The organism is Thiocapsa sp. UBA6158 (assembly GCF_002423035.1).
GTDB lineage: Bacteria > Pseudomonadota > Gammaproteobacteria > Chromatiales > Chromatiaceae > Thiocapsa.
Map to the genome: position 1 here is coordinate 1 of NZ_DIUM01000094.1, position 25,749 is coordinate 25,749.

Annotated in this window: 25 protein-coding genes and 1 pseudogene; 8 read left to right on the forward strand and 18 right to left on the reverse strand. The window is 64.4% G+C overall.

Annotated elements, in window-relative coordinates; translation table 11 throughout:
* A partial coding sequence (locus tag B4N44_RS12870; RefSeq protein ID WP_296701438.1) for a sulfate ABC transporter substrate-binding protein occupies positions 1–630 on the forward strand: 630 nt, incomplete at its 5' end.
* Between the two features lie 223 nt (positions 631–853).
* Here the strand turns inward: B4N44_RS12870 and B4N44_RS12875 are convergent.
* Together B4N44_RS12875 and pabB are read right to left on the reverse strand one after the other, a co-directional pair.
* On the reverse strand, positions 854–961 hold the full coding sequence (locus tag B4N44_RS12875; RefSeq protein WP_349681090.1) for an adenylyl-sulfate kinase: 108 nt from the start codon (positions 959–961) through the stop codon (positions 854–856).
* A pseudogene (pabB, locus tag B4N44_RS12880) lies at positions 954–2,331 on the reverse strand (aminodeoxychorismate synthase component I). The gene B4N44_RS12875 and the pseudogene pabB overlap by 8 nt, the downstream one beginning before the upstream one ends.
* Positions 2,332–2,498: 167 nt before the next feature.
* Here pabB and B4N44_RS12885 point away from each other — a divergent pair.
* Entirely contained in the window at positions 2,499–3,734 is a 1,236-nt protein-coding gene (locus B4N44_RS12885; protein WP_296701440.1) for a DNA cytosine methyltransferase, read from the forward strand.
* Here B4N44_RS12885 and folK read toward each other — a convergent pair.
* From folK to B4N44_RS12915, 6 genes are all read right to left on the reverse strand, one after another.
* Complete coding sequence (folK, locus tag B4N44_RS12890; protein ID WP_296701442.1) at positions 3,731–4,330, reverse strand: 2-amino-4-hydroxy-6-hydroxymethyldihydropteridine diphosphokinase; 600 nt, start codon at positions 4,328–4,330, stop codon at positions 3,731–3,733. The two genes, B4N44_RS12885 and folK, sit on opposite strands and share 4 nt — an antisense overlap.
* Positions 4,331–4,449: 119 nt before the next feature.
* On the reverse strand, positions 4,450–4,956 hold the full coding sequence (locus B4N44_RS12895; protein ID WP_296701444.1) for an Hsp20/alpha crystallin family protein: 507 nt from the start codon (positions 4,954–4,956) through the stop codon (positions 4,450–4,452).
* Positions 4,957–5,113: 157 nt separating this feature from the next.
* Complete coding sequence (locus B4N44_RS12900) at positions 5,114–8,560, reverse strand: acyl-[ACP]--phospholipid O-acyltransferase (RefSeq protein WP_296701446.1); 3,447 nt, start codon at positions 8,558–8,560, stop codon at positions 5,114–5,116.
* A 135-nt stretch (positions 8,561–8,695) separates the two neighbouring features.
* The gene (locus B4N44_RS12905; RefSeq protein ID WP_296701448.1) at positions 8,696–9,406 is read right to left on the reverse strand and encodes a c-type cytochrome; all 711 of its coding nucleotides are present in this window, start codon (positions 9,404–9,406) and stop codon (positions 8,696–8,698) included.
* A complete protein-coding gene (locus tag B4N44_RS12910; protein WP_296701450.1) occupies positions 9,403–10,047 on the reverse strand; it encodes a c-type cytochrome in 645 nt (214 codons plus the stop codon). The genes B4N44_RS12905 and B4N44_RS12910 overlap by 4 nt, the downstream gene beginning before the upstream one ends.
* A 93-nt stretch (positions 10,048–10,140) precedes the next feature.
* The gene (locus tag B4N44_RS12915; RefSeq protein ID WP_296701452.1) at positions 10,141–11,796 is read right to left on the reverse strand and encodes a serine hydrolase; all 1,656 of its coding nucleotides are present in this window, start codon (positions 11,794–11,796) and stop codon (positions 10,141–10,143) included.
* A gap of 24 nt (positions 11,797–11,820) precedes the next feature.
* Here B4N44_RS12915 and B4N44_RS12920 point away from each other — a divergent pair, with 24 nt between their 5' ends.
* Positions 11,821–12,252, forward strand: a complete 432-nt coding sequence (locus B4N44_RS12920; protein ID WP_296701455.1) for an acyl-CoA thioesterase — start codon at positions 11,821–11,823, stop codon at positions 12,250–12,252.
* Between the two features lie 24 nt (positions 12,253–12,276).
* On the opposite strand, the gene B4N44_RS12925 is transcribed toward B4N44_RS12920, so the two are convergent.
* Complete coding sequence (locus B4N44_RS12925; RefSeq protein WP_296701457.1) at positions 12,277–12,642, reverse strand: acyl-CoA thioesterase; 366 nt, start codon at positions 12,640–12,642, stop codon at positions 12,277–12,279.
* A 169-nt stretch (positions 12,643–12,811) separates the two neighbouring features.
* Between B4N44_RS12925 and B4N44_RS12930 the strand changes: the two genes are divergently transcribed.
* From B4N44_RS12930 to B4N44_RS12940, 3 genes are all read left to right on the forward strand, one after another.
* On the forward strand, positions 12,812–14,641 hold the full coding sequence (locus B4N44_RS12930; protein ID WP_296701459.1) for a sodium:solute symporter family protein: 1,830 nt from the start codon (positions 12,812–12,814) through the stop codon (positions 14,639–14,641).
* Between the two features lie 210 nt (positions 14,642–14,851).
* On the forward strand, positions 14,852–15,022 hold the full coding sequence (locus tag B4N44_RS12935; RefSeq protein ID WP_175534606.1) for a symporter small accessory protein: 171 nt from the start codon (positions 14,852–14,854) through the stop codon (positions 15,020–15,022).
* Positions 15,012–16,403 carry an alginate export family protein gene (locus B4N44_RS12940; protein WP_296701465.1) on the forward strand — a complete coding sequence of 464 codons (1,392 nt, stop codon included), beginning with the start codon at positions 15,012–15,014 and terminating at the stop codon, positions 16,401–16,403. Before B4N44_RS12935 ends, B4N44_RS12940 begins: the two co-directional genes overlap by 11 nt.
* 176 nt (positions 16,404–16,579) lie before the next feature.
* On the opposite strand, the gene B4N44_RS12945 is transcribed toward B4N44_RS12940, so the two are convergent.
* The 5 genes from B4N44_RS12945 to ppsR form a co-directional block, all read right to left on the reverse strand.
* Positions 16,580–17,185: a Uma2 family endonuclease gene (locus B4N44_RS12945; RefSeq protein ID WP_414718148.1), complete on the reverse strand. Its 606-nt coding sequence runs from the start codon at positions 17,183–17,185 to the stop codon at positions 16,580–16,582.
* An 89-nt stretch (positions 17,186–17,274) separates the two neighbouring features.
* Entirely contained in the window at positions 17,275–18,675 is a 1,401-nt protein-coding gene (locus tag B4N44_RS12950) for an NAD(P)(+) transhydrogenase (Re/Si-specific) subunit beta (protein ID WP_296701466.1), read from the reverse strand.
* Between the two features lie 12 nt (positions 18,676–18,687).
* Complete coding sequence (locus B4N44_RS12955; protein ID WP_296701468.1) at positions 18,688–18,984, reverse strand: proton-translocating transhydrogenase family protein; 297 nt, start codon at positions 18,982–18,984, stop codon at positions 18,688–18,690.
* Between the two features lie 120 nt (positions 18,985–19,104).
* On the reverse strand, positions 19,105–20,202 hold the full coding sequence (locus tag B4N44_RS12960) for a Re/Si-specific NAD(P)(+) transhydrogenase subunit alpha (protein ID WP_296701471.1): 1,098 nt from the start codon (positions 20,200–20,202) through the stop codon (positions 19,105–19,107).
* Between the two features lie 139 nt (positions 20,203–20,341).
* Positions 20,342–21,157 carry a posphoenolpyruvate synthetase regulatory kinase/phosphorylase PpsR gene (gene ppsR, locus B4N44_RS12965; RefSeq protein WP_296701475.1) on the reverse strand — a complete coding sequence of 272 codons (816 nt, stop codon included), beginning with the start codon at positions 21,155–21,157 and terminating at the stop codon, positions 20,342–20,344.
* Between the two features lie 207 nt (positions 21,158–21,364).
* On the opposite strand from ppsR, the gene B4N44_RS12970 reads away from it, so the two are divergent.
* Positions 21,365–21,820 (forward strand): hypothetical protein, encoded by a 456-nt coding sequence (locus B4N44_RS12970; RefSeq protein WP_296701478.1) that lies wholly within the window; start codon positions 21,365–21,367, stop codon positions 21,818–21,820.
* Between the two features lie 47 nt (positions 21,821–21,867).
* Here the strand turns inward: B4N44_RS12970 and B4N44_RS12975 are convergent, their stop codons facing one another.
* On the reverse strand, positions 21,868–22,113 hold the full coding sequence (locus B4N44_RS12975) for a HypC/HybG/HupF family hydrogenase formation chaperone (RefSeq protein ID WP_296701480.1): 246 nt from the start codon (positions 22,111–22,113) through the stop codon (positions 21,868–21,870).
* A gap of 123 nt (positions 22,114–22,236) precedes the next feature.
* Between B4N44_RS12975 and B4N44_RS12980 the strand changes: the two genes are divergently transcribed.
* On the forward strand, positions 22,237–22,707 hold the full coding sequence (locus B4N44_RS12980) for a HyaD/HybD family hydrogenase maturation endopeptidase (RefSeq protein WP_296701482.1): 471 nt from the start codon (positions 22,237–22,239) through the stop codon (positions 22,705–22,707).
* A gap of 616 nt (positions 22,708–23,323) precedes the next feature.
* Here B4N44_RS12980 and B4N44_RS12985 read toward each other — a convergent pair.
* From B4N44_RS12985 to argF, 3 genes are all read right to left on the reverse strand, one after another.
* Positions 23,324–23,779 (reverse strand): bacteriohemerythrin, encoded by a 456-nt coding sequence (locus tag B4N44_RS12985; protein ID WP_296701484.1) that lies wholly within the window; start codon positions 23,777–23,779, stop codon positions 23,324–23,326.
* A gap of 240 nt (positions 23,780–24,019) precedes the next feature.
* Positions 24,020–24,703 carry a TIGR04211 family SH3 domain-containing protein gene (locus tag B4N44_RS12990; protein ID WP_296701486.1) on the reverse strand — a complete coding sequence of 228 codons (684 nt, stop codon included), beginning with the start codon at positions 24,701–24,703 and terminating at the stop codon, positions 24,020–24,022.
* 108 nt (positions 24,704–24,811) lie between these two features.
* The gene (gene argF, locus B4N44_RS12995) at positions 24,812–25,747 is read right to left on the reverse strand and encodes an ornithine carbamoyltransferase (protein WP_296701489.1); all 936 of its coding nucleotides are present in this window, start codon (positions 25,745–25,747) and stop codon (positions 24,812–24,814) included.
* Between the last annotated feature and the right edge of the window lie 2 nt (positions 25,748–25,749).

Sequence of the window (25,749 nt, forward strand, 5' to 3'; positions counted from 1 at the left end):
GGTGTAACTGCTCTTTTTAGGATCAAGGACTGGGGAGACCTGGTCAACGAAGGGGTCGCCGTGATCACACCCAATCCCAAGACCTCGGGCGGGGCGCGCTGGAACTATCTGGCGGCTTGGGCCTGGGCGGAGAAGGAATACGGCGGCGGCGAGGCAAAGGTGAAGGACTTCATTGCGCGACTCTACAAGAATGTCCCGGTGCTCGATTCGGGTGCCCGCGGCTCGACCACCACCTTCGTGCAGCGCGAGCTCGGCGATGTCTTGCTCTCCTGGAAGAACGAGGCATTCCTGGCACTCGAGGAGTTCGGCGCGGACAAGTTCGAGATCCTCGTCCCATCCCTGTCGATCCTCGCCGAGCCGCCGGTCACGGTCGTCGACCGTACCGTGGACAAGAAGGGGACCCGCGCCGTGGCGACGGCCTATTTGGAATTCCTCTACTCGCCCGAAGGCCAGGAGCTTGCCGCCAAACACTTCTATCGTCCTACCGATCGCGAGGTCGCGGCACGGTTCAAGGATCGGTTTGTCCAGGTCGATATGGTGACGATCGAGGACCTCGGCGGCTGGAAGGCCGCGCAGGAGAAACATTTCGCCGACGGGGGCATCTTCGATCAGATTTACAGCGTTCGCTGATCGATTCCGCGTTGAGTCGAGCGCGCGAGGCCAGGCGTTCGCAGCCACCCGAAACGCAGGAGGTCGGGCCTCGCTCACGCTCGGTCCAACCTACGCCGCCCTATCCGATGGAAGCTCTCCCCGATGACGACGACATCGACAAGAGTTTCATGATCGCCTCGGCCGCCTCCTCGGCCGAGAGGCGGATCGAGTCGATGCGGATCTCCGGGGCGTCGGGCGGATCTTAGACGCTGTCGATGCCGGTGAAGTTCTTGAGATCGCCGCGACGCGCCTGCGCGTGAAGGCTCTTGTGATCGCGGATCTCGGGCAGATCACATGACGACTTACTCAGATCTCAGCCGTTGCAGGAGATCCAGCAAAGGTGCAGCCTTATCGAAAGTCTCGCGATACTCGGCCTCGGGGTCGGAGTCGGCCACGATGCCGCCGCCGGCCCAGAGGCGAACGACACCGGCCGAATAGACCAGGGTGCGGATGACAATGTTGGTGTCCATGGCCCCATCGTAGCCGAGATAGCCGATGGCACCGCAATAAACCCCGCGACGGTGCGGCTCCAGCTCTTCGATGATCTCCATGGCACGGAGCTTGGGCGCACCGGTGATGGAGCCGCCCGGAAAGCAGGCCCGCAGGAGATCCACCGCGTTGCGCCCCTCGGCGAGACGACCGCGCACCGTGCTGACCAGATGATGAACCCGCGTATAGCTCTCCACCTCGAAGAGCGTCGGGACATGCACACTGCCGATGGCGCAGACCTTACCCAGGTCGTTGCGCAGCAGGTCGACGATCNNCGACGATCATGAGGTTCTCGGCGCGATCCTTCGCGCTTTGGCGCAGTGACTCCGCCAGCCTCGAGTCCTCGGCAGGATGACTCCCCCTCGGCCTGGTCCCTTTGATCGGCTTGGTCTCGACCCGGTCGCCGCGCACGCGCAGGAAGCGTTCGGGCGAGGAGCAGAGGATGCTGCAATCGGGAGTCGCAAAATAGGCCCCGAACGGCGCGGGATTCAGGCGCCGCAGGCCTTTGTACGCCTGCCAGGCGTCACCCTGCGCGGGGGCGGCGAAGCGTTGCGCGAAATTGACCTGGTAGCAGTCGCCCTCGTGCAGGTAACGCCGGATGCGCTCGAGTGCGCACATATACTGAATACGGCTCAGGTTGGACCGAACCGGCGCCAGGACACGGAAGGCACCAGTCGCGGGATCTGCCCCGGACAGGGCGCGAATCAGACGTCCGAACACCTCGTCGAGACAGGCCGAATCCTGCGCAACGATCCGGGAACAGCCGCGTGCGTGATCCACCACAAGCGCCCAGTCATAGATCCCGACAGCCATATCCGGGATACAGTCCGCGTCTTCCGCCATGTTCGGGAGACGTTCCAGACGGCGGGCAAGATCATAAGCGAAGTAGCCGATCGCGCCCCCGCAGAAGGGCAGACCGGGGATGCGGGGTCGCCGCGGCCCAAGCGCCGTGTCCATCAACACGAAGGGATCCTCGATGGAGTCGCGCACGCCGTGTGCGTCTCGAATCTCGGTCCGATCCCCGCGCGTCACCAAGGTGACGCGCGGGTCCGCGGTCAGGATATCGTAGCGCCCCAGCGTGCCCGCCGCCCGGCCGCTATCGAGAAAGACCGGCCAAGCGCGCCCGACCAGGGTCTCGAAGACTGGACTGCTGTCGGGCCGATAGGGAAACTCGCGTATGCAGGGGGGCATCAACCTGAATCCGGAAATTGGAGGTGCAAAGAACCTAAAGCATGCGTGGAACGGCGATCTCCCGTGACATCCTGATCGCTCGTACGGTGAGCCGCCACACCGATGTCCCCGAGGATCCGGAAGCCTCGCCCGGGACCACCCTTCTCCGCCACCAGGGAGTCTTGCCGATGAGCCTCGTCCACCCGAGCGACAACCGCCGCCGCACCGTCATCGACCTCTTCTCGGGTGCCGGAGGCATGAGCTACGGCTTCCACGCGCACCCTTCGTTCCGGATCGTCGCGGCAGTCGACTGCGAGCTCGGAAAGCCGAGCAGCGGTCAGGGCCGCTCGGGCTGCAACGACACCTTTCGGCTCAACCTGAATCTTGCACCGATGCCCGTGGACCTGGCTCATGTCGAGGACGCCGACATCGCAGGCGCAAGACACGACATCCTCGGCGGACTGGATCTGGACGTCTTGTCCGCGTGCCCGCCCTGCACCGGATTCTCGAGGGCGAACCCGAACAACCACATGGATGACGACGAGCGTAACAGCCTGGTGACGAGAACGGCGCGATGGGTACGTATTCTCGCACCGCGGGTTCTGGTCATGGAGAATGCGAGAGAGCTTTTGAAGGGCAACTTCGTGCATCACTTCGGCGAGCTTCGTCGGCAGCTCGAACGGATGGGCTACGACGTGCAAGCGACAATCCACATGCTGGACAGATTCGGTCTCCCCCAGCGTAGAGAGCGCGCGTTGGTGGTCGCGACCAGACTTGCGGTCGGCGCCAAGAGCCTCGAAGACCTCTGGCAAGGCTACGAAATCGATCCAAAGGCCGCTCACGTGCGCCGATGCATCGGTCACCTGCCGCCGGTGTCTGCGGGAGAGCGCCATCCGGAGGATCCCTTCCACGTCTCGCCCGGGATGAACGGCGAAACGCTCGCCCGCATCCATGCGATCCCCGCCGACGGAGGATCATGGATCGACCTTCAGGGGCATCGCGATGCCGATCGCCTCATGACGCCTGCAATGAAACGCTACGTCGCGGCCGAGGACTTCGGATCCCATCCGGATGTCTACGGGCGCATGGCCTGGGACCGACCGGCAGTCACGATCAAGCGCGAATGCGCACACGTCGGCAACGGTCGCTACAGCCATCCGGAGCAGCATCGACTCTGCACCCTCCGAGAGCTCGCGCTGCTGCAGGGTTTCCCCGAGCATTACCGGTTCGGCGGCGGATCCTTGTCCAATCAGTACCGTCACATCGGAGATGCGGTCCCGCCGCTGATCTCCCATCAACTTGCCCATGTCGTGGAGTGGATGTTCACGGGCGATAAACCCGAACTCGCTGACTGCGTGCTGCCCGGCACCAGTCTTCACGCGGAGGACATCCAGCCGGCGCCGATCCAACCCCGTCGAATCTAGGAATACCCGCCGGAGGTTCCGATGGGGCTCGCCCCGTTCCGCGACGCTTCCACCGCCGGATCCGAGTCGCCCAAGGGCTCCACCCCGTCGCGCTCGCAGCGCTCGAGCAGCTCGGCCAGGATCCCGACGCCGGGCACCGCCAGATCGGGCGGCGCCACGTCGGCCAGCGGGACCAGCACGAAGGCACGTCGGGCCATCTCCGGATGCGGGATCGTCAGGCCGGGCTCCTCGATGCGCTGCTCGCCGTAGATGAGGATATCGAGATCCAGGATACGCGGTCCCCAGCGGGTGCCGTCGCGCCGACGACCGTGGGCCAGCTCGATCCGATGGAGCTCCGCCAAGAGTGCCTGCGGTGCCAGGCGGGTCTCGAGACGGGCCGCCGCATTGATATAGTCGGGTTGACCGGGCGGACCGACGGGCGCGGTCCGATACAGACGAGAGACGGCCCGCAGACGGCTTTCGGGCAGCGCGGCCAGCTCCTCGATGGCCGCCCTTACCTGCCGCTCCGGCTCCTGCAGATTGCTGCCGAGGCCGATCCAGACGGCGACCGGCGCGTCGAGGGTCGACCGACCGGGGAAAGAGTCAATCAGGGTCATGAAAGCCGCCTCGAACGCATCCGCAAAAAGACCGCCCCCGGCATCCGTTCTCGCGGATGACCGGGGGCGGTCGGCGCACACGCGATGGTGTGCGATGGGCGCTCCAGGCGCCTTGTCGATTACGCAACCTCGATCCGCCGACGCTCCGTCTTCTCGGTCTTCGGCAGATGGATCTCGAGCACACCGTCCTTGAACTCGGCCTTGGCGTTCTCCAGATCCACGTTCTCCGGCAGTCTCAACGACCGCACGAAACTTCCGCGCGCGATCTCGGACCGATAGTAGGTGCCCTTCTCTTCGGTCTTCTCATGCTTACGCTCGCCTTTGAGCGTCAACACCTGGCCGATAAGCTCGATTTCGAGATCATTCTTCTCGACGCCCGGCACCTCGGCGCGTACCAGAAGCTCTTCCTCGCGGTCGATCAAGTCGACCCTCGGAGTCATCTCGACCGCATGCTCGAGGCGCGCCCACTCCGGCCACATCTCACGGAACGGATGCATCCAACCATGCCGCCAACCACGCTGCGGGCCACCCAGCATGAGGTCATCGAAGGCGCGATCCATCTCGTCGAAGAGTGTCATCTCACGACGCGGGACCGCTTCGCCAAGCGCTTTGCTTTTGGTTTTCATGGCAGTCCTCCTGTCTTCTATTCCCACCTAAAGTATAGCTCAGAGACCGAGGCTTGCTCACCTCGCACACCCTGCACCACATCATGGCTGTCACGGATTGATCGCCCGATGATTTCATCGTCATCAGGGCAACGCCGCCACGCAGACCATGCCCGCCTCAAGCGGCCAGCGCCAGCCGCTTGGCCGCGCCGAAATCCGTCTTGCCGCTGCCGAGCTTGGGGATCGCCCCGACCTGCAGCACCTCGGCGGGGATGCTCAGGGGGTTCATCCCGGCCTCGAGCAGTTGCTTGCGCAGACCATCGGCATCGATCTCGGCGGCGACCAGGAGCAGGATGCGCTCGCCCTTGCGCTCGTCGGGTAGGTTGACGGCAGCCAGCTCCAGCTCGGGTTGGCCGAGGATGCGGCGGATCTGATCCTCGACCGCACCCAGGCTGATCATCTCCCCGCCCAGCTTGGCGAAACGCGAGTAGCGGTCCACGATGGTGAGGAAGCCGTCAGGGTCCAGATGGCCCTTATCTCCGGTCTTGTACCAGCGCTGACCGTCCAGCTCGACCACCACATCCGCGGTCTTCGCCGGATCGTTGAGATAGCCCTTCATCACCTGGACGCCGCCGATCAGGATGAGCCCGTCCTCGCCCGGCGGCAGGGTCTCCAGGGTCGCGGGGTCGACGATGCGGAAGCTGGTGCCGGGCAGCGGCAGGCCCACGGTGCCGGGACGCGAGCCCGCCTGGATCTTCCAGGTCGCGGTCTCGAGCGCGTCCGGGACGTTGACGCTGGCGACCGGCGTGGTCTCCGTCGCTCCGTAGCCCTCGTAGATCGTCTTGTTGAACTTGAGCGCGAAGGCGTCGCGCACCTCCGGGGCAAGCCGTTCCGCACCGGCGACCACCACGCGTACGGACTGGAGCATCAGCGGATGGACGCGCTGATTGCGGATATAGAGCCGCAGGAAGGTCGAGGTGCTGCACAACACGGTCGCACGATAGCGGGCGATCGCCTTGGCGGTGCCGACCGCATCGGTCGGGTCGGGATGGCAGACCATCGGGATGCCCTCGAGCAGCGGCAGGAAGGTGGTCACCGTGAGCCCGAAGGCATGAAAGGGCGGCAGGTTGGCGAGGATGAGATCGTCCGGCTCGGTGTTGAGCACGTCCGAGATCTGGCGCACGTTGGCCATGATGTTGCGATGGCTGAGCTCGATCCCCTTGGGCGTGACCTCGCTGCCGCTGGAGAAGAGGATGGCGGCGGTATCGTCGGGACGACCGGGCCGCCCGAAGAGCCAGAGTAGGAGCCTCGCGGGCAGAAGGATGCCGATGCCCAGAAGCGCCAACGCCTCCGCCTTGCCGATCTCGGCGCGCAGTGCCTCCATCGGATGCAGCGTCGCCTCCGCGAAGGCCGCGTCAAGGTCAATCCCACGCTGTTGCAGCTTGACGAGAAAGCGATCCGAGGTGACGACATGACGCACGCCGGCGTTGCGCATCCCGGCCAAGAGCGACTCGCCGCTTGCGGTGTAGTTGAGATTGACCACCTGCTTGCCGACCAGCAGCGCCGCCAGATTGGCGATCGCAGCCGCACTGCTCGCGGGCAGCAGGATGCCGACCGCCGGCTCCGGGGCGAGGCGCTTGATCCGGAGCGCGAACAGCAGGACCGCCGCGATCAGGCGCCGATTGGTCAACCGGGTGCCAACCGAATCGATCACGGACACCTCGCCGAGGCGCCGTTTCGCCGCCGCGAGCCAGGCCGCGGGTAGGGTCGGCAGGGTCGCGATATGGGTCTGCCAAGAGGTCACCGACAGCTCGAAGACCGCCTGCTTCACCTGCTCCGCGCTCGCCTCGCGCGACAGCGGCCGGCCGAAGGCGACCAGCACGTCGCGGGTTCGGCCCTCGCGACGACTGGCCTTGAGCTTCTCTTTGGCGTAGGAGAAGCGACTCCCCCAAAGACCGCGCAGATAAAAGGGCAGGATGACGCCGGACGTGGCGGCGCGCGCGGATTTCTCGAAACCGCGCTTGAACTCGGAGAGCTGCCCGTTCTTGCTGATGGTGCCTTCCGGGAAGACGCAGACCACCTCGCCCGCGTCGATCAATCGCGAGACGGTCTCGATCGCCGCGCGGCTGCGCCCGCCCGAGATGGGCACCACGCCGAAGAAATCCAGGAACCAGCGCAGGTACCAGCGCTCGTAGATCACCCGCTCCATCACGAAGCGCACCGGTCGCGGGCTGGCCATCTGCACCATCGCCCAGTCGACCCAGCTGATATGGTTGCCGAGCATCAGCACGCCGCCCTGGGCCGGCATGTTCTTCAAGCCGATGACGTCGAGCCGATAATGGGTCGACATGGCCCGCGCCATCAGGAAGCGCACCATCGACTGGGGCAGCTGATAGAGGGTGTAGATGGCCCCGCAGAGCGCGACGACGGCAAGCGCGAGCATCACCGTCAAACCGCCGATGTGCAGATAGGCCGCGAGCACCGTGAGTCCGAGGAAGCTCAGCATCACGATGTTCTGGATGAAGTTGTTGGCCGCGAGCACGCGCCCGAGCCCTTTCTCGCCGGCGTTGAACTGGATCAGGGCATTGAGCGGCACCAGGAAGATACCGCCGAGAAAACCGAGCAGCAGGAAGTTCAGTCCATGCGCCCAGGCCGATCCCAGCCCCGGCAGGACAAAGAGCGCCGCGGAGACGCCGAGCGCGCCGACCGGAATCAGACCGGTCTCGATATGGTGACGCGACACCCGCCCGGCGACGACCGAGCCCAGGATGATGCCGATCCCCGAGCAGGCCAGCACGCCTTGGATCACGACCGTATTGGTCTCGCCGAGCGTCTCTTTGGCGAACGCCGGGAAGGCGGCGAGGATCACCTGCGCGATCGACCAAAAGATCGCCAGCCCGACGATCGAGAGCCAGATCACCTGGTTGTCCCAAGCGGCGTGCAGGTTGTTTCGCAGATAGCGCCCGCTGGCGTATTCCGGCCAGGCAAAGCGCATCTCGGTACCGGAGGCACGCGCAGGCAGGCGGTAGGCCAGCACGACCTCGATCAAGGCGCCCGCGACCAGCACCCAGCCGAGCGGCGCCATCATCCCCATCACCTCGTCCGGCGTGCTGTAGCGCATACCGGTCAGATGGCCCTCGAAGAGGATCGAGAAGACGAAGATCCCCGCCAGGATCGCCGTCGTGGTCGTTGCCTGGACCCAGCCGTTGGCCGAGGCCAGCGCCTCCTTGCCGACCAGCTCCTTGATATAGCCATACTTGGCTGGAGAATAGAAGGCGCTCTGCACCGCCAGCAGGAAGGTCATGGCGAAGGCCGCCCAGAACCAGGCCAGATAATAGAAGCCCGTAATGGCGAGCGTGACGGCAACCGCCACCCAGGCGCTCGCGCGCATCACCAGATGCTTGGGGAAGCGGTCCGCCAGGAAGCCGGACGGCGTAAACAGCAGAACGAAGGGGAGCAGAATCAGCGCATTGACGATTGCCGTCAGCAGGATCTGGGCATCGCCGTCATAGGTCTTGAAGAGCGTGTTCTGGATGATGATCTTGTGACCCAAGTCCACGAAGGCATTCAGAAAAATCATGCCGATATAGGCGACGAAACCGGTGATGCGGAAGAGCTGACCCATGCGCATGCGCCCCCTGGCGTCGACCGATAGGATTGTCGTTGTCGTTGTCGTTGTCGTGTTCGTCCGAAATCCGATTACGACAACGACAACGACAACGAGCAGGGTACAAGGGGCGACTTAAGTCGCCCCTACCGATCACTCGGGAGGCGATTCAGTCGATAGGCGGGACATGTAGTCGCTCACCGCCGCGATATCCGCATCGCTGTAACCCTTGATCGCCTTCACCATCTCGGGATTCGCATTGCGCCGTCCGCCGTCGCGAATCAGCTTGGACTCATGGTCGAGATAGCTATAGTGCTGATGCGCGACGCGGGGGTAAAACTCCGCGGCGTCGCCCTCGCCCTGCGCGCCATGACAGATCGCACAGTCCTTCTCGTACAGGGCTTGACCGCGGGTCAGGTCCGTACCCTCGCCTTTGAGATTGGTCGGCGGAATCGGAAGCTGCGAGAGATAGGCGGCGATGTCGGCAACCTCCTCCGACGACACGACCCAATCGGCGACGAAGGGGTGCATCTTGGGGTTGTCCCGCCGCCCCGCGCGCACGTCGATCATCTGCTTGATGAGAACACTCGCATGTTGGCCGGCCAACTGCGGATAGATGGCATCGCCGCGACCCGAGCCATCGGCCTGATGACAACCGCGACAAACGGCGTAGACCTCCTCGCCGTTCGAGGGGTCGGCGCGATGGGCCAGCGCGATCATCTGGTCCTCGTTGGGCGCATTCCAGACATAGCCGGGCGACTCGATACCGGGCGCACGGGGTTGCGCCGGCGGAGACGCGGACGCACTGCCGGCTGCCAGCACGAGCGCTCCCAGGCAGACGAGACGGATGATCATGTCGTTCATTCCTCCTCCGTGTCGAGGACGATCAGGCTAGCGATGTATTGGGCCACGGCCAGTGTTTCGGCCTCGCTCATGCGATCGGCCACCGTCTGCATGAGTCCTCGGTCGTTGGTCCGCTCGCCGGCGGCATACCGGCGCATCTGCTCGAGGGTGTAGCCGACGTCCTGACCGGCGAGCCGCGGGAAGCGACGCGTGCCCTCGCCCTCGTCGCCGTGGCACCCGGAGCAGGCCGGTATGCCGCTGCCCGGATTGCCGTCGTCGTAAACGCGTCTGCCGAGCTCCAGCAATGAAGGATCGGTCACCACGCCCGGGATCACCTGGAGAGCGGCATAGTAAGCAGCGACATGCGGGATCTCCTCGTCGGTCAGTCCGCCGATGAAATTGCCCATCACCTCGTTGGTGCGCCGGCCCGCGCGGTAATCCTTCATCTGCTTGACGAGATAGGTCGCGTGTTGGCGGGCCAGCCGAGGCGTGTTCGGCATCGGACTGGTCCCGTCCTCCGCATGACAGGCCACACAGACCCGCGCCGCGATGGTCGCACCCATCTCGGGATCGCCTTTGGTTTGAGCAAACAGGGGCGCCGCCGAAAGAACCCCGACGCAGCCGGTCAGGACAACGAGCAATTGAATTGCGAGCAATCTCAATGCGGTTCCTCGAATCTGATCGTCCTCTAATCATGTCGCACGCCATCGGTCGCGGGCAAGTCAACAGTCTTGCGTCCGCACTCGGGACGCGGTTTAGCGGCTGAACGTCCCCAGGCCCTCCTCGTCCAGATATTCAATTTGCAGCGATGCGGCGTGATCGTCCGCGAACGCAAAGACCGCACCGCTGATGCCGAGCGCATTCTCGCCGACGGGTCGAAAGGTAAAGGCGTCGCCGTCGAAATGGCTCAGCGCAAGCACCGTCGGACTCGGTCCGAGCCGCAGGACCAATCCGGCATCGGTCGCCTCCACGACGGCCGTTCCATAGAGCTTGTTGGCGTAGCGACCCACATAGCTATCGAGCGGGCGTGCCGGAGCGGGTGCGAGCGGGGCCTCACCGAACTGTGTGTGCCAGGCGTATAGACCCGCCATCGCGCTGCCGTAGAGCGCCGGCCAGTCGTGTCGGATCTCACCTGTCTCCACCAGCTCGAGAAAGCTCGCGGCAATACCCTCGGGCGCACCGACCGGCTGCCCGTTGGTGAGGATCAGGATCCCCAGCGACTCCGAGGGGAGCATGGCGAGCGTCGTCGCGCCACCCAGGAGGAAAGCGCCGGAGTGAGACCAGCGCACCCGGCCGGCGCTATCGACACTGACCCCGAGACCCAGCCCGTAGAAGCTCGGTCGACTGCTCGGCCCGTGCAAAGGAGCACTCAACAGATTCGGCGAGTAGATCCGCGAAAGCGCCTCCGAGCCGATGACCGGCTTGCCGTCGAGCGCCCCTTCAGCCAGAACGAGCCGCATCCACTGCGCCATATCGGTCACGGAGCTGCTCACGCCGCCCGCGGGCGTTTGGGCATCGGGCCGGCGGACCTCGGGCGTCACCATCCAGACGCCGTCACGGCGGATGTGTGCGATGGCACGATTGGAGGCCGCGACGAAGTCTGCGAAACGCGAGCTGGTCGCAGCCATGCCGAGCGGGCCGTAGACTAGGTCTTGGCTCAGGTCTTCCCATGCTGTGCCCGCGGCGCGCGCGACCGCCTCGGCCGCGGCGGTCAGACCAAAGTTGGTGTAGGCATCGCTGGCCCGGAAGGGCGCCAGGGGATAAAAACGCAGCCGCGAGAGGATCTCCGCGCGCCCGTAGCCGATGTCCTCCAAGAGGTCCCCGGCATGGTCAGGCAGCCCGCTGCGGTGGGCAAAGAGATCCGCGATGGTCACCCGCGGCGTGATCGCCGGATCCTGCAAAGCGAAATCGGGCAGATGGCGGACGATCGGATCGTCCCAGGCAACCGCGGCTCGCCCGGCGCCGTCCTCGTCGACACCGGCTCGATCGACCGCGGCCGCAACCACAGTCGCTGCAACCGGCTTCGACAAGGACGCCAGCTGAAACACCGTCGCGGCATCGACGGGCGCCTCGCCGTCCAAGCTGCGTCGGCCGAAGCCCTTCAGGTAGACGACGCGATCACGATGGACGACCCCAATCGCCATGCCCGGAACACCGGTCGTCGCCAGCGCCGCCTCGGCCATAGCGTCGAGCTGCGACACCGCGGCGTCGACGCGACCCGCCGGGATCGCGACATCCGAGAAGGCGGAGGGGTCGAGGCGGGCCGATGCGGGCGGGCTGGATTCGCCGACCGGGTTGACGATCGGCGGGCTCGGGTGCTCGCTCGCCGGCACGCCGACCGGCGCGAGCAGCATCAGCGCCGTGAGCACGAACGGACGCACCTTCATCGGCTCCACGTTAAGATGGATCATTGCCGCCAGCCTCCTGAGTCAGACATGGATCCACGCCGATTCACCTATGCCTTCAATGTCCGCCTGCACGACACGGACGCCGCCGGGCGCCTGTTTTTCGGCCACCTCTTCCGTCATGCGCACGATGCCTACGAAACCTTCATGACACAGGTCGGCCTCCCGCTCGAGCGCCTCATCCGCGAGGGCGAGCTCCTGCTCCCTCTCGTGCACGCCGAGGCGGACTATCACCGACCGCTCCGCCAGGGTGATCGGGTTCAGGTCGTGCTGACGATCGACGAGATCCGCGCCCGCTCCTTCGCCGTGGCTTATCGCTTCGAGATGCCGGACGGCACACTCGCCGCAACGGCGAAGACGGTCCATCTCCGGATCAATCGCGACGGCTCGCCCGCTGCGGGACTGTCCGACGAGATTCGCAACGCCATCTTGCCCTATCTGCACGAGGACCACCCGCAGTGACAAGACGGCCGCCCATGCCGCCTCTCAGCTACCGGGCCGAGACAAGGGGATCTTCACCCCCTGCTCGTCGACCCGTACGAAGGTAATGCAAGTCGTGAAGATCGGCTCCTCGTCGCCGGTCCTCAGATCGTCGGCAAAGACATGCACCGAGTAGCTGATCGAGGTGTTGCCGCGACAGCTTTCGATCGCGTCGAAGCGCAGCACCGCGCCCTGCTTCACGCTGCGATGGAACTCCACGCGGTCCATCGCGATGGTGACGAAGCGGCAGCCGGGATGGTCGCGACTGGCCGCGATCCAGGCGATCTCGTCGACCCACTTCAACAAAAAGCCCCCAAACAGGTAGCCGTAATGGTTCAGAAACTCGGGGCGAACGACTTTGAAACTCTCCACGAACGGGCTCTCCTGGTCATCGACAGATCATCGATTGGTCATGAGTGGGTCAGAAACGGCCGTTTAACTGCGCTGGATCTATATAACAGTCCGAAGGTCCAGGTTATTTTTCGCCCCCGCGCATCCTGACACGACAACAACGATGACTTCGGGATCCTGAGGGGGACTCATGACCGGGCATTCTTCCGTAGGCTGGGTCGACATCGTCGTCATTTTGGCCTACCTCTTCGCGACCGGCTATCTCGGCTGGCTCGGTTATCGCGGCACCCGCTCGGCGGCGGACTTCCTGGTCGGCGGGCGTTCGGCCCATCCGATCATCATGGCGGTCTCCTACGGGGCCACCTTCATCTCGACCGCAGCCATCGTCGGCTTCGGCGGCGTGGCCGGGCTCTTCGGCATGAGTCTGCTGTGGCTCACCGTGCTCAATATCGGGTTCGGGATCCTGATCGCCTTCATCTTCCTGGGCGAGCCCACACGGCGACTCGGCCATCATCTCCGCGCCCACACCTTTCCCGAGCTGCTGGGTCGACGTTACCAGAGTCGCGGGATCCAGATCTTCGCCGGTGCGCTCATCTTTCTCTTCATGCCGCTCTACGCGGCCGCGGTCATGACCGGGGGCAGCATCTTCGCGGCCACCCAGTTCGGGATCGATTTCGAGGTCGCGCTCCTGATCTTCGCGCTCATCACCGCCGCCTACGTCATCCCGGGCGGGATCAAGGCGGTGATGTATACCGATACACTTCAGGGCTTCGTCATGGTCTTTGCCATGATCTTCCTGCTGGTCTTTACCTACATGAGCCTCGGCGGCATCACCGAGGCACACAACACCCTGACCGACATGGCGGATCTGGTTCCCGCACCGCTCGCGCAGATGGGGCATCAGGGCTGGACCGCGATGCCCGCCTTCGGCTGGGGCGCGCCCAGCTACGATCTGTGGTGGACCGTGATCACCGCGTTGGTGCTCGGCGTGGGGATCGGCGTACTCGCCCAGCCCCAACTCGTCGTACGCTTCATGACGGTGCGCAGCCGTCGCGAGCTCGACCGGGCGGTGCCGATCGGCGCCGTCTTCATTCTGCTCATGGTCGGGACGCCCTTCGTGGTGGGCAGCCTCTCGAACGCCTGGTTCGCACAGAAGGGCCCGCTGCTTCAGGGCAAGGTCGTCGAGGTCATCAATGTCGAGAAGGACCGCGCCTTGGTCGAGCTGATGCAGCAGAGCGAATCCGGGGCCTGGACATCGATCCTCAACCCCAAGACACAGGCGCCGGTTCGGGCACCCATGATCATCGGCGAGCGCACCTCGGCACAAGACGGCGAGGGCGCGACCTTCGAGCTGGTCGCCGGCCGCTCCATCGCCGCAACCTACACCAAGGGCGATGCCGACAAGATCATCCCGGCCTTCATCATGGCTGCGATGCCCCATTGGTTCGGCGTCATCTTCTTCCTCGCACTGCTCGCCGCCGCCATGAGCACCATGTCGAGCCAGTTCCACACCATCGGCACGGCGGCGGGGCGCGACCTCTACGAGCGCATCTCGGACAAGGGATATCAACGCGAGCCGAGCATCCTGGTGATGCGCCTCGCCATCATGATCGGACTCATCATTGCCGTGACCATCAGCTACACGGTGCGGCAGGAATACGTCATCGCCCGCTTCACGGCGATCTTCTTCGGACTCTGCGCGGCAAGCTTCCTGCCCGCCTACATCGGCGGGCTCGTCTCCAAGCGCGTGACCCGTGCGGGGGCGCTGGCCTCCATGACCGTGGGCATGAGCATCTCGCTCTTCTGGCTGGCCTTCATCAAGGCGCGCGAGGCCAGCGCCATCGGGTTGGTGCAGCTGGTCACCGACGGCAAGACCAGCCTGCTCGCGAATTATCCCAATTGGCCGTCGGTGGATCCGATCATCATCGCGCTGCCGGCATCCCTGCTGACCTTGATCCTGGTCAGCGCGTTCACGCGACCGCCGGATAAGGCGCATTTGCGTCGCTGTTTCCCCGATTAAACCGCGTTAAACCGCGTCTCGCTGGGATATGAGAGGTCTCGGGGTGCTGCTGCGTTCTCGCCATCAATGCATCTTGGCGTGGACGCGGTTTAAGTATTTTTAATTTTATTTGAATTGCGTCGACTAGGTTTGTTTTGGGATCGGCGACGAAACGCCTTTGCACCAGATCAACCGTAGCCTCGGACGCAATTCAATTCAGGAGCGCATGGGATGCTGGGTATCGATGATCCGTATGTCCTCATGGCCTATCTCGGCGCCGTCTCGATGGCCGTGATCGGCATTATCTACGGGCTCGTGCGTCGCAACGCAGCGCGCGACGAGGTGACACCTGAGGACCGCCTCTGGGCACTTGACGAGAAGAAGGTGGACGATGACTTCTAAAGGCTCATCGACTTGGCTGGCTGCACTCGCCGCAGCGCTGTTTTCGGCAGATGTCGCGGCAGGCACTCAGACAGCGGACGCAGCCTCGAGCTTCAAGCCGGGGGCGGATCTGCGTCTGCGCCAGGTTCTCATCGGCCATGTCGGCCTGAACGACCAAAGCCCGACCGCCGACCGGACCTTTCAACGCTACCGCGGGCGTCTTTGGGGGATCTACGCGCCGACCGACCAGATCGTCGGGACCGCGCGGCTCATGTGGGAAGGCCGCCGTTACGACAAGCCCAAGGAGAATCAATGGCCGGTGCCGGGTTTCGAGACCTGGTACAGCGGCGGACTCTTCTTCGATCTGCTCGATGTCGCCTTCAACGACATCGGCGGCGCGCCGCTCTCGGTCAAGGTCGGTCGCCAGGAGATCATCCTCGGCAACGGCTGGCTGGTACTCGAAGGCACACCGCTCGACGGCTCCCGCACCCTCTATTTCGATGCAGCCCGCGCGACCTATCGGCTGGAGTCCATCGGGACCACACTCGACATCATCTACCTCAATCAGGACGCCGACACGGGTCGCTTCCCGAGCCCACTGAACGGCGTGACCGAGGATCAGATCGAGCAGAACGAGACCGGAGCCATCCTCTACGCCCGCAACAAAAGTCTGGTCAAGGCGACGGACCTCGACGCCTATCTGATCTACAAGAGCAGCACGCCGGACAATACGCCGGGCAACATTCGAGTCAACAACGGTGCACCCTTTCCGTCCCCGCCCGATTCAGGCGTCGCCTACACGCTCGGCATGCGCGCCGAGTCCAAACCGACCCCGCACTGGGCGCTGCGCGCCGAGGGTGCCTACCAATGGGGCACCCGCAATGATGCGGACCTGGACGCATTCGGATTCAACGCACGCGCCACCTACAGTCTGAATGATCCACTCGCCAACCGGTTTCATCTCGGCTACGAGTTTCTCTCCGGCAACGACCCCGACAGCAACGACACTCAAGCCTTCGACCCACTCTGGGGACGCTGGCCGCAGTGGAGCGAGCTGATGATCTACCAGTGGCCGTTGGAGAGCCGCGTCGGGGAGGCGACGAACCTGAGTCGTCTGAATCTCGGCTGGGGCATCCAAGCCCACCCGACCACACTGATCACGGTCGACTATCACGCACTCTGGGCCGACGAGATGAGCACACGCAGCCAGGCGCAATTCGTCAACCTCAGCGGAGAAAGCCGCTTCCGCGGACATCTCGCCACCGCCTGGTTCAAGACCAAGCTCAGCAAGCACGTCGCCGGACACCTGGTCGCCGAATACCTCTGGCCCGGAGACTATTACGCCGAGAACCGGCGCGAGGAGTCCTACTTCGTCCGTGCGGAGTTGAACCTCACCTGGTGAGGCCGGGCAATACAGGCAATCGTCGCCGAGCGGCGAGTCCCCGGGATAGTCGACTTGCAGTCGACCTCTTCCACCGGCCTAAAGGCCAGCGGGTCGACTGCAAGTCGACTATCCCGGGGAAATCCGTGCTTGCGTGTAAAGAGGATCCAAGCGGCCCGGCGTCCATGCATGTCGGCTCAGCCGGCGCTGCCGAACACATAGCCGAGATCGATCTCGACGGTATCGAACGGCGGTACCCGGACGCGTCCGGGTACCGTACCGGGCGGGTAGTCGGCGGAGAAGATGATGCGATAGCCGCCCGCGTCGAGCGCATAGGCGATCAGGGTCCGATCTTCCGGGGAGATGATCCAGTAGTGCGGAACGCCGGCACGCTGGAGCAGCATCAGATGATGAACCAGGTCCTTACGCTCGTGACCTGGGGAGAGGATCTCGCAGACCCAGTCGGGGACCAGCGTCATGACGCCGCTCGGGCGCTGCGGGAACCGCGCCTTGCGCCATCCCGCGAGATCGTGGCTCGGGCACTGGTGCTCGCTGTATTGAACACTGATCTCGGTGACGATCCACCAGCCTTCCGGACCGCCGCGACGCTTGAAGACCTGGATCTCGTCGGACAGCGCCGATTGCGCAAGACCATGCTCGAAGCGCGCCATCGGGCGCTGAACGATGTCGCCATCGATCAGCTCGACGCGCTCGTCTCCCGGCCACGCCAGGAGATCGTCGATCGTTCGGAGTCGTCTGGCTTCCACCGAATCACCCTCATGCTCGACCACACTTGCCGACACGCGCCGCGGTCGAGCCTCGTTCGAGTCTAGCCGGGGACGAGACACCCGGAAAGCCGGCCCCGCATCCCGTACGGGGCGCCGGCTCAGGCTCAGTGCCCGCCACCCTTCAGAGCGGTGTTCATGCCCTCGATGGTGTCCTTGGCGTCGCCGAAGACCAGCGAGGTGTTCTCCTGGTAGAAGAGCAGATTGTCGACGCCCGAGTAACCCGGACGCATGGAGCGCTTGAGGAAGTAGACCTGACGCGCGCGCCCGGCCTCCAGGATGGGCATGCCGTAGATGGGGCTGGTCTTATCCTCCTTGGCCGCGGGATTGACGACGTCGTTCGCGCCGACGACCAAGACCACGTCGGTGCTCGGGAAGTCGGGGTTGATCTCGTCCATCTCGAGCACGCGATCGTAGGGGATGTCGGCCTCGGCGAGCAGCACGTTCATGTGCCCGGGCATGCGGCCGGCGACCGGATGGATCCCGAACTTGACCTCCACCCCGCGTGCTTCCAGCAGCTCCATCAGCTCCTTTAGCGCATGCTGCGCCTGAGCAACGGCCATGCCGTAGCCGGGGATGATGATGACGCGGTTGGCGTCCTCCATCCAGTAGACGGCATCTTCGACCGCGGCCGACTTCACGCCCTTCTCGGCGGCGACCGCGCCCGCGCTGTCCGCGCCGCTGCTGTCGGAGCCGAAGCCCCCGAAGACGACGTTCAGGATCGAGCGGTTCATCGCCTTGCACATGATGTAGGAGAGGATCGCGCCCGAGCAGCCGACCAGTGCGCCGACAATGATCAGAAGGTTGTTGTGCAGCGTAAACCCCGTCGCCGCCGCGGCCCAACCCGAATAGCTGTTCAGCATCGAGATGATGACCGGCATGTCCGCCCCGCCGATCGGGATGATCAGGGTCACACCGAGGGTGAAGGCGAGCAGGGTCATGAGGGTCAGCGAGATCAAGCTGCCGGTCATGGCGAAGTGCACCGCCAAGACGAGGGTCGCGATCCCCAGCAGCGCATTGAGCAAATGTTGACCCTTGAACTTGACCGGGTTGCCGCTGAGCAGACCTTGCAGCTTGCCGAAGGCGATGACCGAGCCGGTGAAGGTGATGGCACCGATGACCACACCCGCGGAGATCTCGCCCATCAAGAGCGCGTTCAACTCGCCTGCGCCGCGCTTGGTGAGGAAGGTCCCGATGGCGACCATGACCGCAGCCATACCGACGAAGCTGTGCAGGGCCGCGACCAACTGCGGCATAGCGGTCATCTGGATACGCAGCGCCACGATGACGCCGATGATGGCGCCCAACGTCATCCCGACGATGATGAATCCGTAGGACTGGACCTGATCGCCCATCAGGGTCGCGACGACGGCGATCAGCATGCCGAGCATGCCGTAGAGGTTGCCCCGCCGAGCCGATGCCGGATGGGTCAGGCCCTTGAGGGCCAGGATAAAGAGCACGGCCGAGACCAGATAGGCCACCGCCTGGAGATTCACTGAAAGCGTCATGACGGCCAATCCTTACTTTCTCTTCTTGAACATCGAGAGCATCCGGTGTGTCACCAGAAAGCCGCCGAAGACATTGATGGACGCCAGGAGCACGGCAAAGAAGCCGATGATCTGGGTAAAGAGCCCAGCATCGGGATCGCCGGCGACGAGCAGAGCGCCGACCAGAACGATACCCGAGATGGCGTTGGTGAGCGCCACCAGCGGGGTGTGGAGCGAGGGCGTGACGCCCCAGACCACCCAATAGCCGATGAAGCAGGCCAGAACAAAGACATAGAGGGCAACGAGCGAGGGATCGAGTGCCTCGGGCATAGGGGTAACTCCGGTTGGACGGTGATCATGGGCGCATCGCCGATGATCCGTGGTCAGTCATCGCAGAAAAAGCGTTCGGGCCGCAAAGCTGTCTTTGCGGCCCGATGTCTCGGATCGATCTCAGGTCGAGGACTTCACCAGCATGGCGGCCGTGATGTCGTCCTCGGCGAGGTCATTGAGAACGGGGCCGGACTCGCTCGGGGTGAACATGATCTCGATCAGATTGGCGAGGTTGCGTGCGTAGAAGGCGCTCGCGTCCGCCGGGACCAAGGCGGGGAAGTTGGTCAGACCCACGATGGTCACGCCGTGGCGCTCGACGATCTCGCCCGCAACCGTCAGGGGGCAGTTGCCGCCGTTGGCCGCAGCCAGATCGACGATGACGGAGCCCGGGCGCATGCGCTTCACGACATCTTCCGTCACCAGGACCGGTGCCGGGCGACAGGGAATCAGGGCGGTCGTGATGATGACATGGGCCTTGGCGAGCTGGTCGCTCAGGGCCGCCTGCTGCTTGGCCTTCGCCTCTTCGGAGAGCTCCTTGGCATAACCGCCTTCGCCCGAGCCGCTTTCACCCAGGTCCAGCTCGATCGGTTTGGCACCCAGGGAGCGGATCTGCTCTTGGGTCTCGGGGCGCACGTCGTAGGCGTAGACATCGGCGCCGAGTCGGCGCGCGGTTGCGATCGCCTGAAGCCCCGCGACACCCACACCCAAGACGACCAGCCGAGCCGGCTTCGCGGAACCCGCGGAGGTCATCATCATGGGCAGGAAACGACCGTAGCGCGCCGCCGCCTCGAGGGTTGCGCGATAACCGGCGATGTTGCTCTGCGACGACAGTGCATCCATGGACTGGGCGCGCGAGGTGCGCGGCATCCGCTCCATCCCGAGAACGCGGACCCCTTTGGCGAGCATGGCCGAGAGGATCTCGTCTTCCCCGCAGCTCTCCAACAGACCAATATAGAGCCCGCCCGGACGCAGCGCCTCGACGTCCGCGACATCGGGCCGACGGACCTTGAGCAGGAGATCGACATCGAAGGCGCCCGCGCGGTCGGTCAGCTGCGCACCCGCCGCCGTGTAGTCAGCGTCCGGGTAGCCGGCACGCACCCCGGCTCCCGCCTCGACCTCCACCTCGAAACCCTTACCGATCAATTTCTTGACCACTTCCGGGATGGAGGCCACACGGGTCTCGCCGGGGGCGGTCTCCAAGGGAATTCCGATCTTCATCACTCTGTCGTCCTATCCGCAGATCAGCCGCCAGCGAGCGGCAAAAACCCCCGTATTATGGGTGGGAGGGACGGTCGCCGCAACCACCACACGCTGACCGCTGCGGGCGCAGTCGGGCCGAGCGGCAGCTCGGGCACCTTCAGCGTTCTCCGCTCCCGCGCAGCGCCTTGATGATGTGCGAGGAAATCTCCTCGATCGACTGGCTGGTGGTGTTGAGCACCGGGATCTGGAGTCGCTTATAGATCTGGGTCGCCATCCGGATGTCAGCCTGACAACGCTCCAAAGACGCGTAACCACTGCCCGGGCGACGCTCTTCGCGGATCAGCTGCAGGCGCTGCGGATCGATGGTGAGCGCGAAGAGTTTATGGCGACAGTCCCATACCAGCTGAGGCACATCCCCGCGCTCGAAATCCTCTTCGGTGAGCGGATAGTTGGCCGAGCGTAGACCGTAGTGCATGGCAAGATACAGACAGGTCGGCGTCTTGCCCGAGCGCGAGACACCGATCAGGACGACATCGGAGCGATGAAAATTGTCCGGCCGTATCCCGTCGTCATTGGCCATGGCGAAATTGATCGCCTCGATCCGCTTGGTGTAATAGCTCGGTTTGGTGATGGCGTGGCTGCGCCCGGATTTTCGGCTCGGCGGAACGCCCAGCTCCACGGAGAGCGGCTCGACGAAGCCCTCGAAGAGCTCGACGTAATAGCAGTTGCCGCTCTCGAGGATCGCGCGGATCTCGTTGTTGAGCATGGTGGCGAAGACGATCGGGCGGGCCCCGTCGCGATCGGCGGCCTCCTGCATCCGCTGCGTCAACGCCTTGGCGCGCAGATCGGTGTTGATGTAGGGCATGTAGACCTGCTCGAAGTCGACGGTATCGAACTGCGACAGCAGGCTGTGGCCGAGCGTCTCGGCGGTGATGCCGGTGCTCTCTGAGACGAAGAAGACGGTACGGTTCATAGGCTCGGACGGAGTGATGCAAATCAATGCAGTCTATATTGGAATTTGGTGATATGGGAGACTGCTGATCCCGGCAGCACCTCGACGCGACACCCAAGCCGGATGCGCCGGACGATCCGAGAACGATGTCGGTCGGCACACCGACCGATCTTCGCCGAGCCGGCAGGCCACCCGGCCGGCCCACTCAACAGGCCGAGGAGCTTCCCGATGCCCAAGATCAACAACGACCGCGCACTGCGCGATGCCCTCAACGGACTCGCCCCCCGAGAGCAACGCATTTTAGGCTCCCGCTTCGCCCACCACGTCATGCCGTTGAGCAAGGACGAGCGGGTCATCCGCGCCATCGAGGTCGGGATGCGCGACCAAGCCGCCCCGGGCGAGCTGGAAGACGCCTTCAAGGCGGCCAAGGCGTACGCGACCAAGACCTACACCGACTGCGGCAAAGACACCGATTGGCTGGCCCAAGCCGACCATTTCGTCGCCGCCTCCGCTGCGGCAGCCCTGACACCCGACGCACTCCTGACCGAGAAGCAGAACCGCGCCTGGAAGGCCGCCATGCAGGCCCGTATGGCCGTCAATTGCACCCTGATCGAGGAGGACGACGCACCCGAGACCTCCGAGGCCGAGCATCAATACGCGCTGGCCGAGGCATTCTTGGGCTGAGCCTGCACGGCGGTCGGGGCGTCCGCTCGGGCAAGCCCGCCCGCCGGTCAAACCTCGACCCGACCGCCGTCCTGCGCCGCGAGGATCGCGTCATAGATCGCCCAAGCCGCGGCCGCCTCCTCCTCGCTCATTCGACTGATCGCATGGCCCAGGTGAACGACCACATAGTCGCCGACACCGATCGCCTCGTCCTGCAGCATGAAGAGATTGACCTCACGCTCCGCGCCCTTCGCCGTGCACCGGGCCACGAAGCCGTCGACGGACTGAATCTGCATCGGGATACCGAGACACATGGACAAGCCCCCAAGGGAAGTCGATCATTGCTCGGCAGGCTAAGCCGCACCGCGCGCACCCGCAAGGACTCAGATCAAACGATCTTACGATCACCCCTCATCAGCCCGAGAAGGTCTACCGCCGTGCAACCAACCACACTCATCCTCGGCCTCGGCAATGTCCTCATGACCGACGAGGCGGTCGGCGCGGAGGTTGTTCGTCGACTCGAGCAGGAGAGCGATCCGGACGCACCCCTCGTGTTCATCGACGGCGGAACCCTGAGCTTCACGCTCGCCCTACCGATCGGGGACTGTCCGCAATTGATCGTCGTCGATGCCGCCGCGATGGGCGCACCACCCGGCAGCGTCCGGGTCTTCGAGGGCGAGGCGATGGATCGCCAGCTCAGCGTCAATGCCAAGACCGTCCACGAGGTGAGCCTCTCCGACCTGATGGATATCGCACGACTCACCGACACGCTGCCGCTCCGGCGCGCCCTGGTCGGCATCGAGCCCGAATTCGTCGGCTGGGGCGACCGGCTGACGCCCACGGTCGAGGCGGCGATACCCGACGCCATAGGGCGGATCCTCGCTCTTCTGGATCGCTGGGCGACCTGAAGGACGCGCCCCGGCGAGAACGGCTTCGACAGCGCATGCAAATGCGCATGAGCAGGCGCACACGCCGAGTGCGTCGACGCCGACAAGCATCCTTGATTTGTGTACGCGCTCGTTCTATCGTTTGCAGGCACGTTTCGTTTACATCCGTAACGTGCATCCATCCAACCGCAACCGAGGATCAGCCTACATGCGACCCACGAGGATCCGCTCTCTTTCTGCCTTTGCTCTGTCCACAGCCATGATGACCTTTGCGCTCAGCGGCCCGGTCTTCGCCGCGTCGGTGTGCAAGGGCCTCGAAGAAGCGGTATGCGGGACTACGGAGGCATGCCGCTGGCAAGCCGGTTATACACGAAAGGATGGAGTCGAGGTCGCAAGCCACTGCCGCAGCACGGGGAAAGCGAAAGCGGCAACACCGCAGACGCCGACTCCCGAAGCGGCTGCCGAGGACGGTGTCGATAAGCCATCCTGAGCGATCGCTCGGGCAGCCCCGGCGACGCCGTGTTTCCGGGTCGCCGGGGTGGCTCATGGGGGGCGGCCCGATCCGAACAGGGCGGCCGGGGCGGGCCTGTTTCGGCAGTGCGTAACCGAAACGCTCCCCCTGCTGCCGGACCCGGGGTTACCGATCCCCGATCGTCGGTTGCTCCCGATGCCGGGCCGGATGGTCGCCGAGCTCGCCCGCCTTCACGTGCAGGGCATAGAGGACGTCCTCGTCGGCGATATGATCGATCAACCAATCCTGGGTCATCTCCAAGGCCCGATCCGCGAGATCCTGACCGGGACCGAAGGTGCGCAGATCGTTCTCCAGTTCTTCCCAGCGCCGCATGAAGGCGACATGCTGTCTCAGGTGCGCGTCGAGATCCGGATAGCCGTGCCTGCGCATGAAGTCTTCTTCGGTGGAGAAGTGGGTCTCCGCGTAGCTTCGCATGAAGGCGACGGCATCGATCACGCCGCTCTTGGCCTCGCGATCCAGGATCGCCTCGTAGAGCTGATGCGATGCGGCGAAGAAGCCTTGATGCTGTCGGTCGATCTCCTCGATCCCGATGCTGTAGATATCGGACCACTCTCTTAACATGAAAACCCCTTCGGAATTGGAAGCGCATCGCACGCCCGGGATCGAGCCTGGTCGTCGATCCCGGGCGGCATCGTCGGTTCGATGAGGCCTGCTCGAGACCGCCGTTCGCAGCTCCGGACGCAACACGGCTGATCGGAGCGCAAACACCGCATCAGGCGGATCGAAGCACCGGGCTCATCATGGCCGGGAGTCTAGCACAGGCCGGCTCGAGCGCTGACCGGACCCCGAGCGCCCGGGGCTTCAGAGCGACCCCCAAGAACCGCGCCGACGGCGAAAGCTCAGCTGCGGCAAAAACAAGCCGATCAGCACCCCGATAAGGATGACCCCGGCACCGATCATGAACCAGCGCTGGTTGGTACGGTTGCCGAGGTCGCGGTTGGCCTGCTCGAGATCGGCGCGCTCGCGCGTAAGCTCGCTCACCTGGATGCGCAGACGCTCTCGGTCGCTGGTGATGTCGAGGATATTGGTCGAGGCATGGCGAATGGTGGCCAGCTCCTGCTCGAGCCGCAGCTTCTCGCGCTGTATGCGCTGGAAATCGGCATCGAGCCGGTCGTACGCCGTCTGCAGGGACCCGAGCCTCGCGGCCAGCGTGTCCGGCTCGCCTTGCAGCTCGACCAAGCGTTTCTCGAGCTCGATGACGCGATTGCGCGCGGCAGGCTCGTCCTGCAGCTCACGCTCGAGTACATAACCGACGGTCCCGTCCTCGGTACGCACGCGCGCGTATTCGGTCGCCCTGTTCACGCCGACAACCTCCACCGGCGTACCGCTCGGCAGCATGCGGATGATGCGATAGCGATTGCTCTCGCCCGTGCGCAAGGTGACCTCGAGCGAGTCCGTCACATAACGCGTCGCGGCACATACCGGCGGGATCTGCGCTGAGTGTGTGATCAGGAGCAGGACGAAGAGGAGCGCGGAACGTCTCACGGGGCATCCTCGGCGCGGCGTCGGTCGGACGTGAGCAGTCTCGCGACCGTGCCGAGCGGTCACGTCGGGCCAACGAAAACGGCAAGTTATACCAGGGCCCGGCGCCTGTCACCGTCGAGGCAGCAGGAGAAATTCCAGCAGCGCCTTTTGGGCGTGGAGACGGTTCTCGGCCTCATCCCAGACCACGGATCTGGCACCGTCGATGACGGAGGCGGCCACCTCTTCGCCCCGATGTGCCGGCAGGCAATGCATGAAGAGTGCGTCCGGCGCGGTCCGCGACATGACGGCATCGTCCACCTGGAAGGGCGCGAAGAGGGCCTCGCGTTTCGCCTGCTCCTCCTCCTGGCCCATGCTGGCCCAAACATCGGTCACGACCAGATCCGCCCCCTCGGCGGCCGCCTCCGGTTCACGCAGGATGCTGCAACGATCATGGACCGCGGCGAGCAGATCGGCATCCGGCTCGAACCCTTCCGGACAGGCAATCCTCAGCTCGAAATCGAACACCTGTGCAGCCTCCATGAAGGAGTGGCACATGTTGTTGCCGTCGCCGATCCAGGTCACGCGTCGACCGCGGATATCGCCGCGATGCTCGTGATAGGTCTGCATGTCGGCCAGCAGCTGACAGGGATGCAGACGGTCGGTCAGGCCGTTGATGACGGGCACGCGCGAATTTGCCGCGAAACGCTCGACGATGTCGTGATCGAAGGTCCGGATCATGACCGCGTCGACCATACGCGAGAGCACCCGCGCGCTGTCCTCGATCGGCTCGCCGCGACCCAGTTGGGTGTCGCGCGGGGACAGGAACAAGGCGTGACCGCCGAGCTGAACCATGCCGACCTCGAAGGACACCCGGGTGCGGGTCGATGATTTCTCGAAGATCATCGCCAGGGTACGGTTCGGGAATGGCCGATAGTCCTCGCCGGATTTCAACATCCGCTTGAGCTCGGTCGCACGCGCGATCAATCCTCGGGCCTCTTCGGCACTCAGATCGAGCAGGGACAAAAAGTGTCGACAGTGTGTCTCGTGTGTCTGATCGGCATCCATGG

Excerpts from the sequence above, each read along its gene's own strand:
- B4N44_RS12885 (WP_296701440.1), top strand. The coding sequence starts at position 2,499 with ATGAGCCTCGTCCACCCGAGCGACAACCGCCGCCGCACCGTCATCGAC.
- folK (WP_296701442.1), bottom strand. The coding sequence starts at position 4,330 with ATGACCCTGATTGACTCTTTCCCCGGTCGGTCGACCCTCGACGCGCCG.
- B4N44_RS12895 (WP_296701444.1), bottom strand. The coding sequence starts at position 4,956 with ATGAAAACCAAAAGCAAAGCGCTTGGCGAAGCGGTCCCGCGTCGTGAG.
- B4N44_RS12900 (WP_296701446.1), bottom strand. The coding sequence starts at position 8,560 with ATGGGTCAGCTCTTCCGCATCACCGGTTTCGTCGCCTATATCGGCATG.
- B4N44_RS12905 (WP_296701448.1), bottom strand. The coding sequence starts at position 9,406 with ATGAACGACATGATCATCCGTCTCGTCTGCCTGGGAGCGCTCGTGCTG.
- B4N44_RS12915 (WP_296701452.1), bottom strand. The coding sequence starts at position 11,796 with ATGATCCATCTTAACGTGGAGCCGATGAAGGTGCGTCCGTTCGTGCTC.
- B4N44_RS12920 (WP_296701455.1), top strand. The coding sequence starts at position 11,821 with ATGGATCCACGCCGATTCACCTATGCCTTCAATGTCCGCCTGCACGAC.
- B4N44_RS12930 (WP_296701459.1), top strand. The coding sequence starts at position 12,812 with ATGACCGGGCATTCTTCCGTAGGCTGGGTCGACATCGTCGTCATTTTG.
- B4N44_RS12935 (WP_175534606.1), top strand. The coding sequence starts at position 14,852 with ATGCTGGGTATCGATGATCCGTATGTCCTCATGGCCTATCTCGGCGCC.
- B4N44_RS12940 (WP_296701465.1), top strand. The coding sequence starts at position 15,012 with ATGACTTCTAAAGGCTCATCGACTTGGCTGGCTGCACTCGCCGCAGCG.
- B4N44_RS12950 (WP_296701466.1), bottom strand. The coding sequence starts at position 18,675 with ATGACGCTTTCAGTGAATCTCCAGGCGGTGGCCTATCTGGTCTCGGCC.
- B4N44_RS12955 (WP_296701468.1), bottom strand. The coding sequence starts at position 18,984 with ATGCCCGAGGCACTCGATCCCTCGCTCGTTGCCCTCTATGTCTTTGTT.
- B4N44_RS12960 (WP_296701471.1), bottom strand. The coding sequence starts at position 20,202 with ATGAAGATCGGAATTCCCTTGGAGACCGCCCCCGGCGAGACCCGTGTG.
- ppsR (WP_296701475.1), bottom strand. The coding sequence starts at position 21,157 with ATGAACCGTACCGTCTTCTTCGTCTCAGAGAGCACCGGCATCACCGCC.
- B4N44_RS12970 (WP_296701478.1), top strand. The coding sequence starts at position 21,365 with ATGCCCAAGATCAACAACGACCGCGCACTGCGCGATGCCCTCAACGGA.
- B4N44_RS12975 (WP_296701480.1), bottom strand. The coding sequence starts at position 22,113 with ATGTGTCTCGGTATCCCGATGCAGATTCAGTCCGTCGACGGCTTCGTG.
- B4N44_RS12985 (WP_296701484.1), bottom strand. The coding sequence starts at position 23,779 with ATGTTAAGAGAGTGGTCCGATATCTACAGCATCGGGATCGAGGAGATC.
- argF (WP_296701489.1), bottom strand. The coding sequence starts at position 25,747 with ATGGATGCCGATCAGACACACGAGACACACTGTCGACACTTTTTGTCC.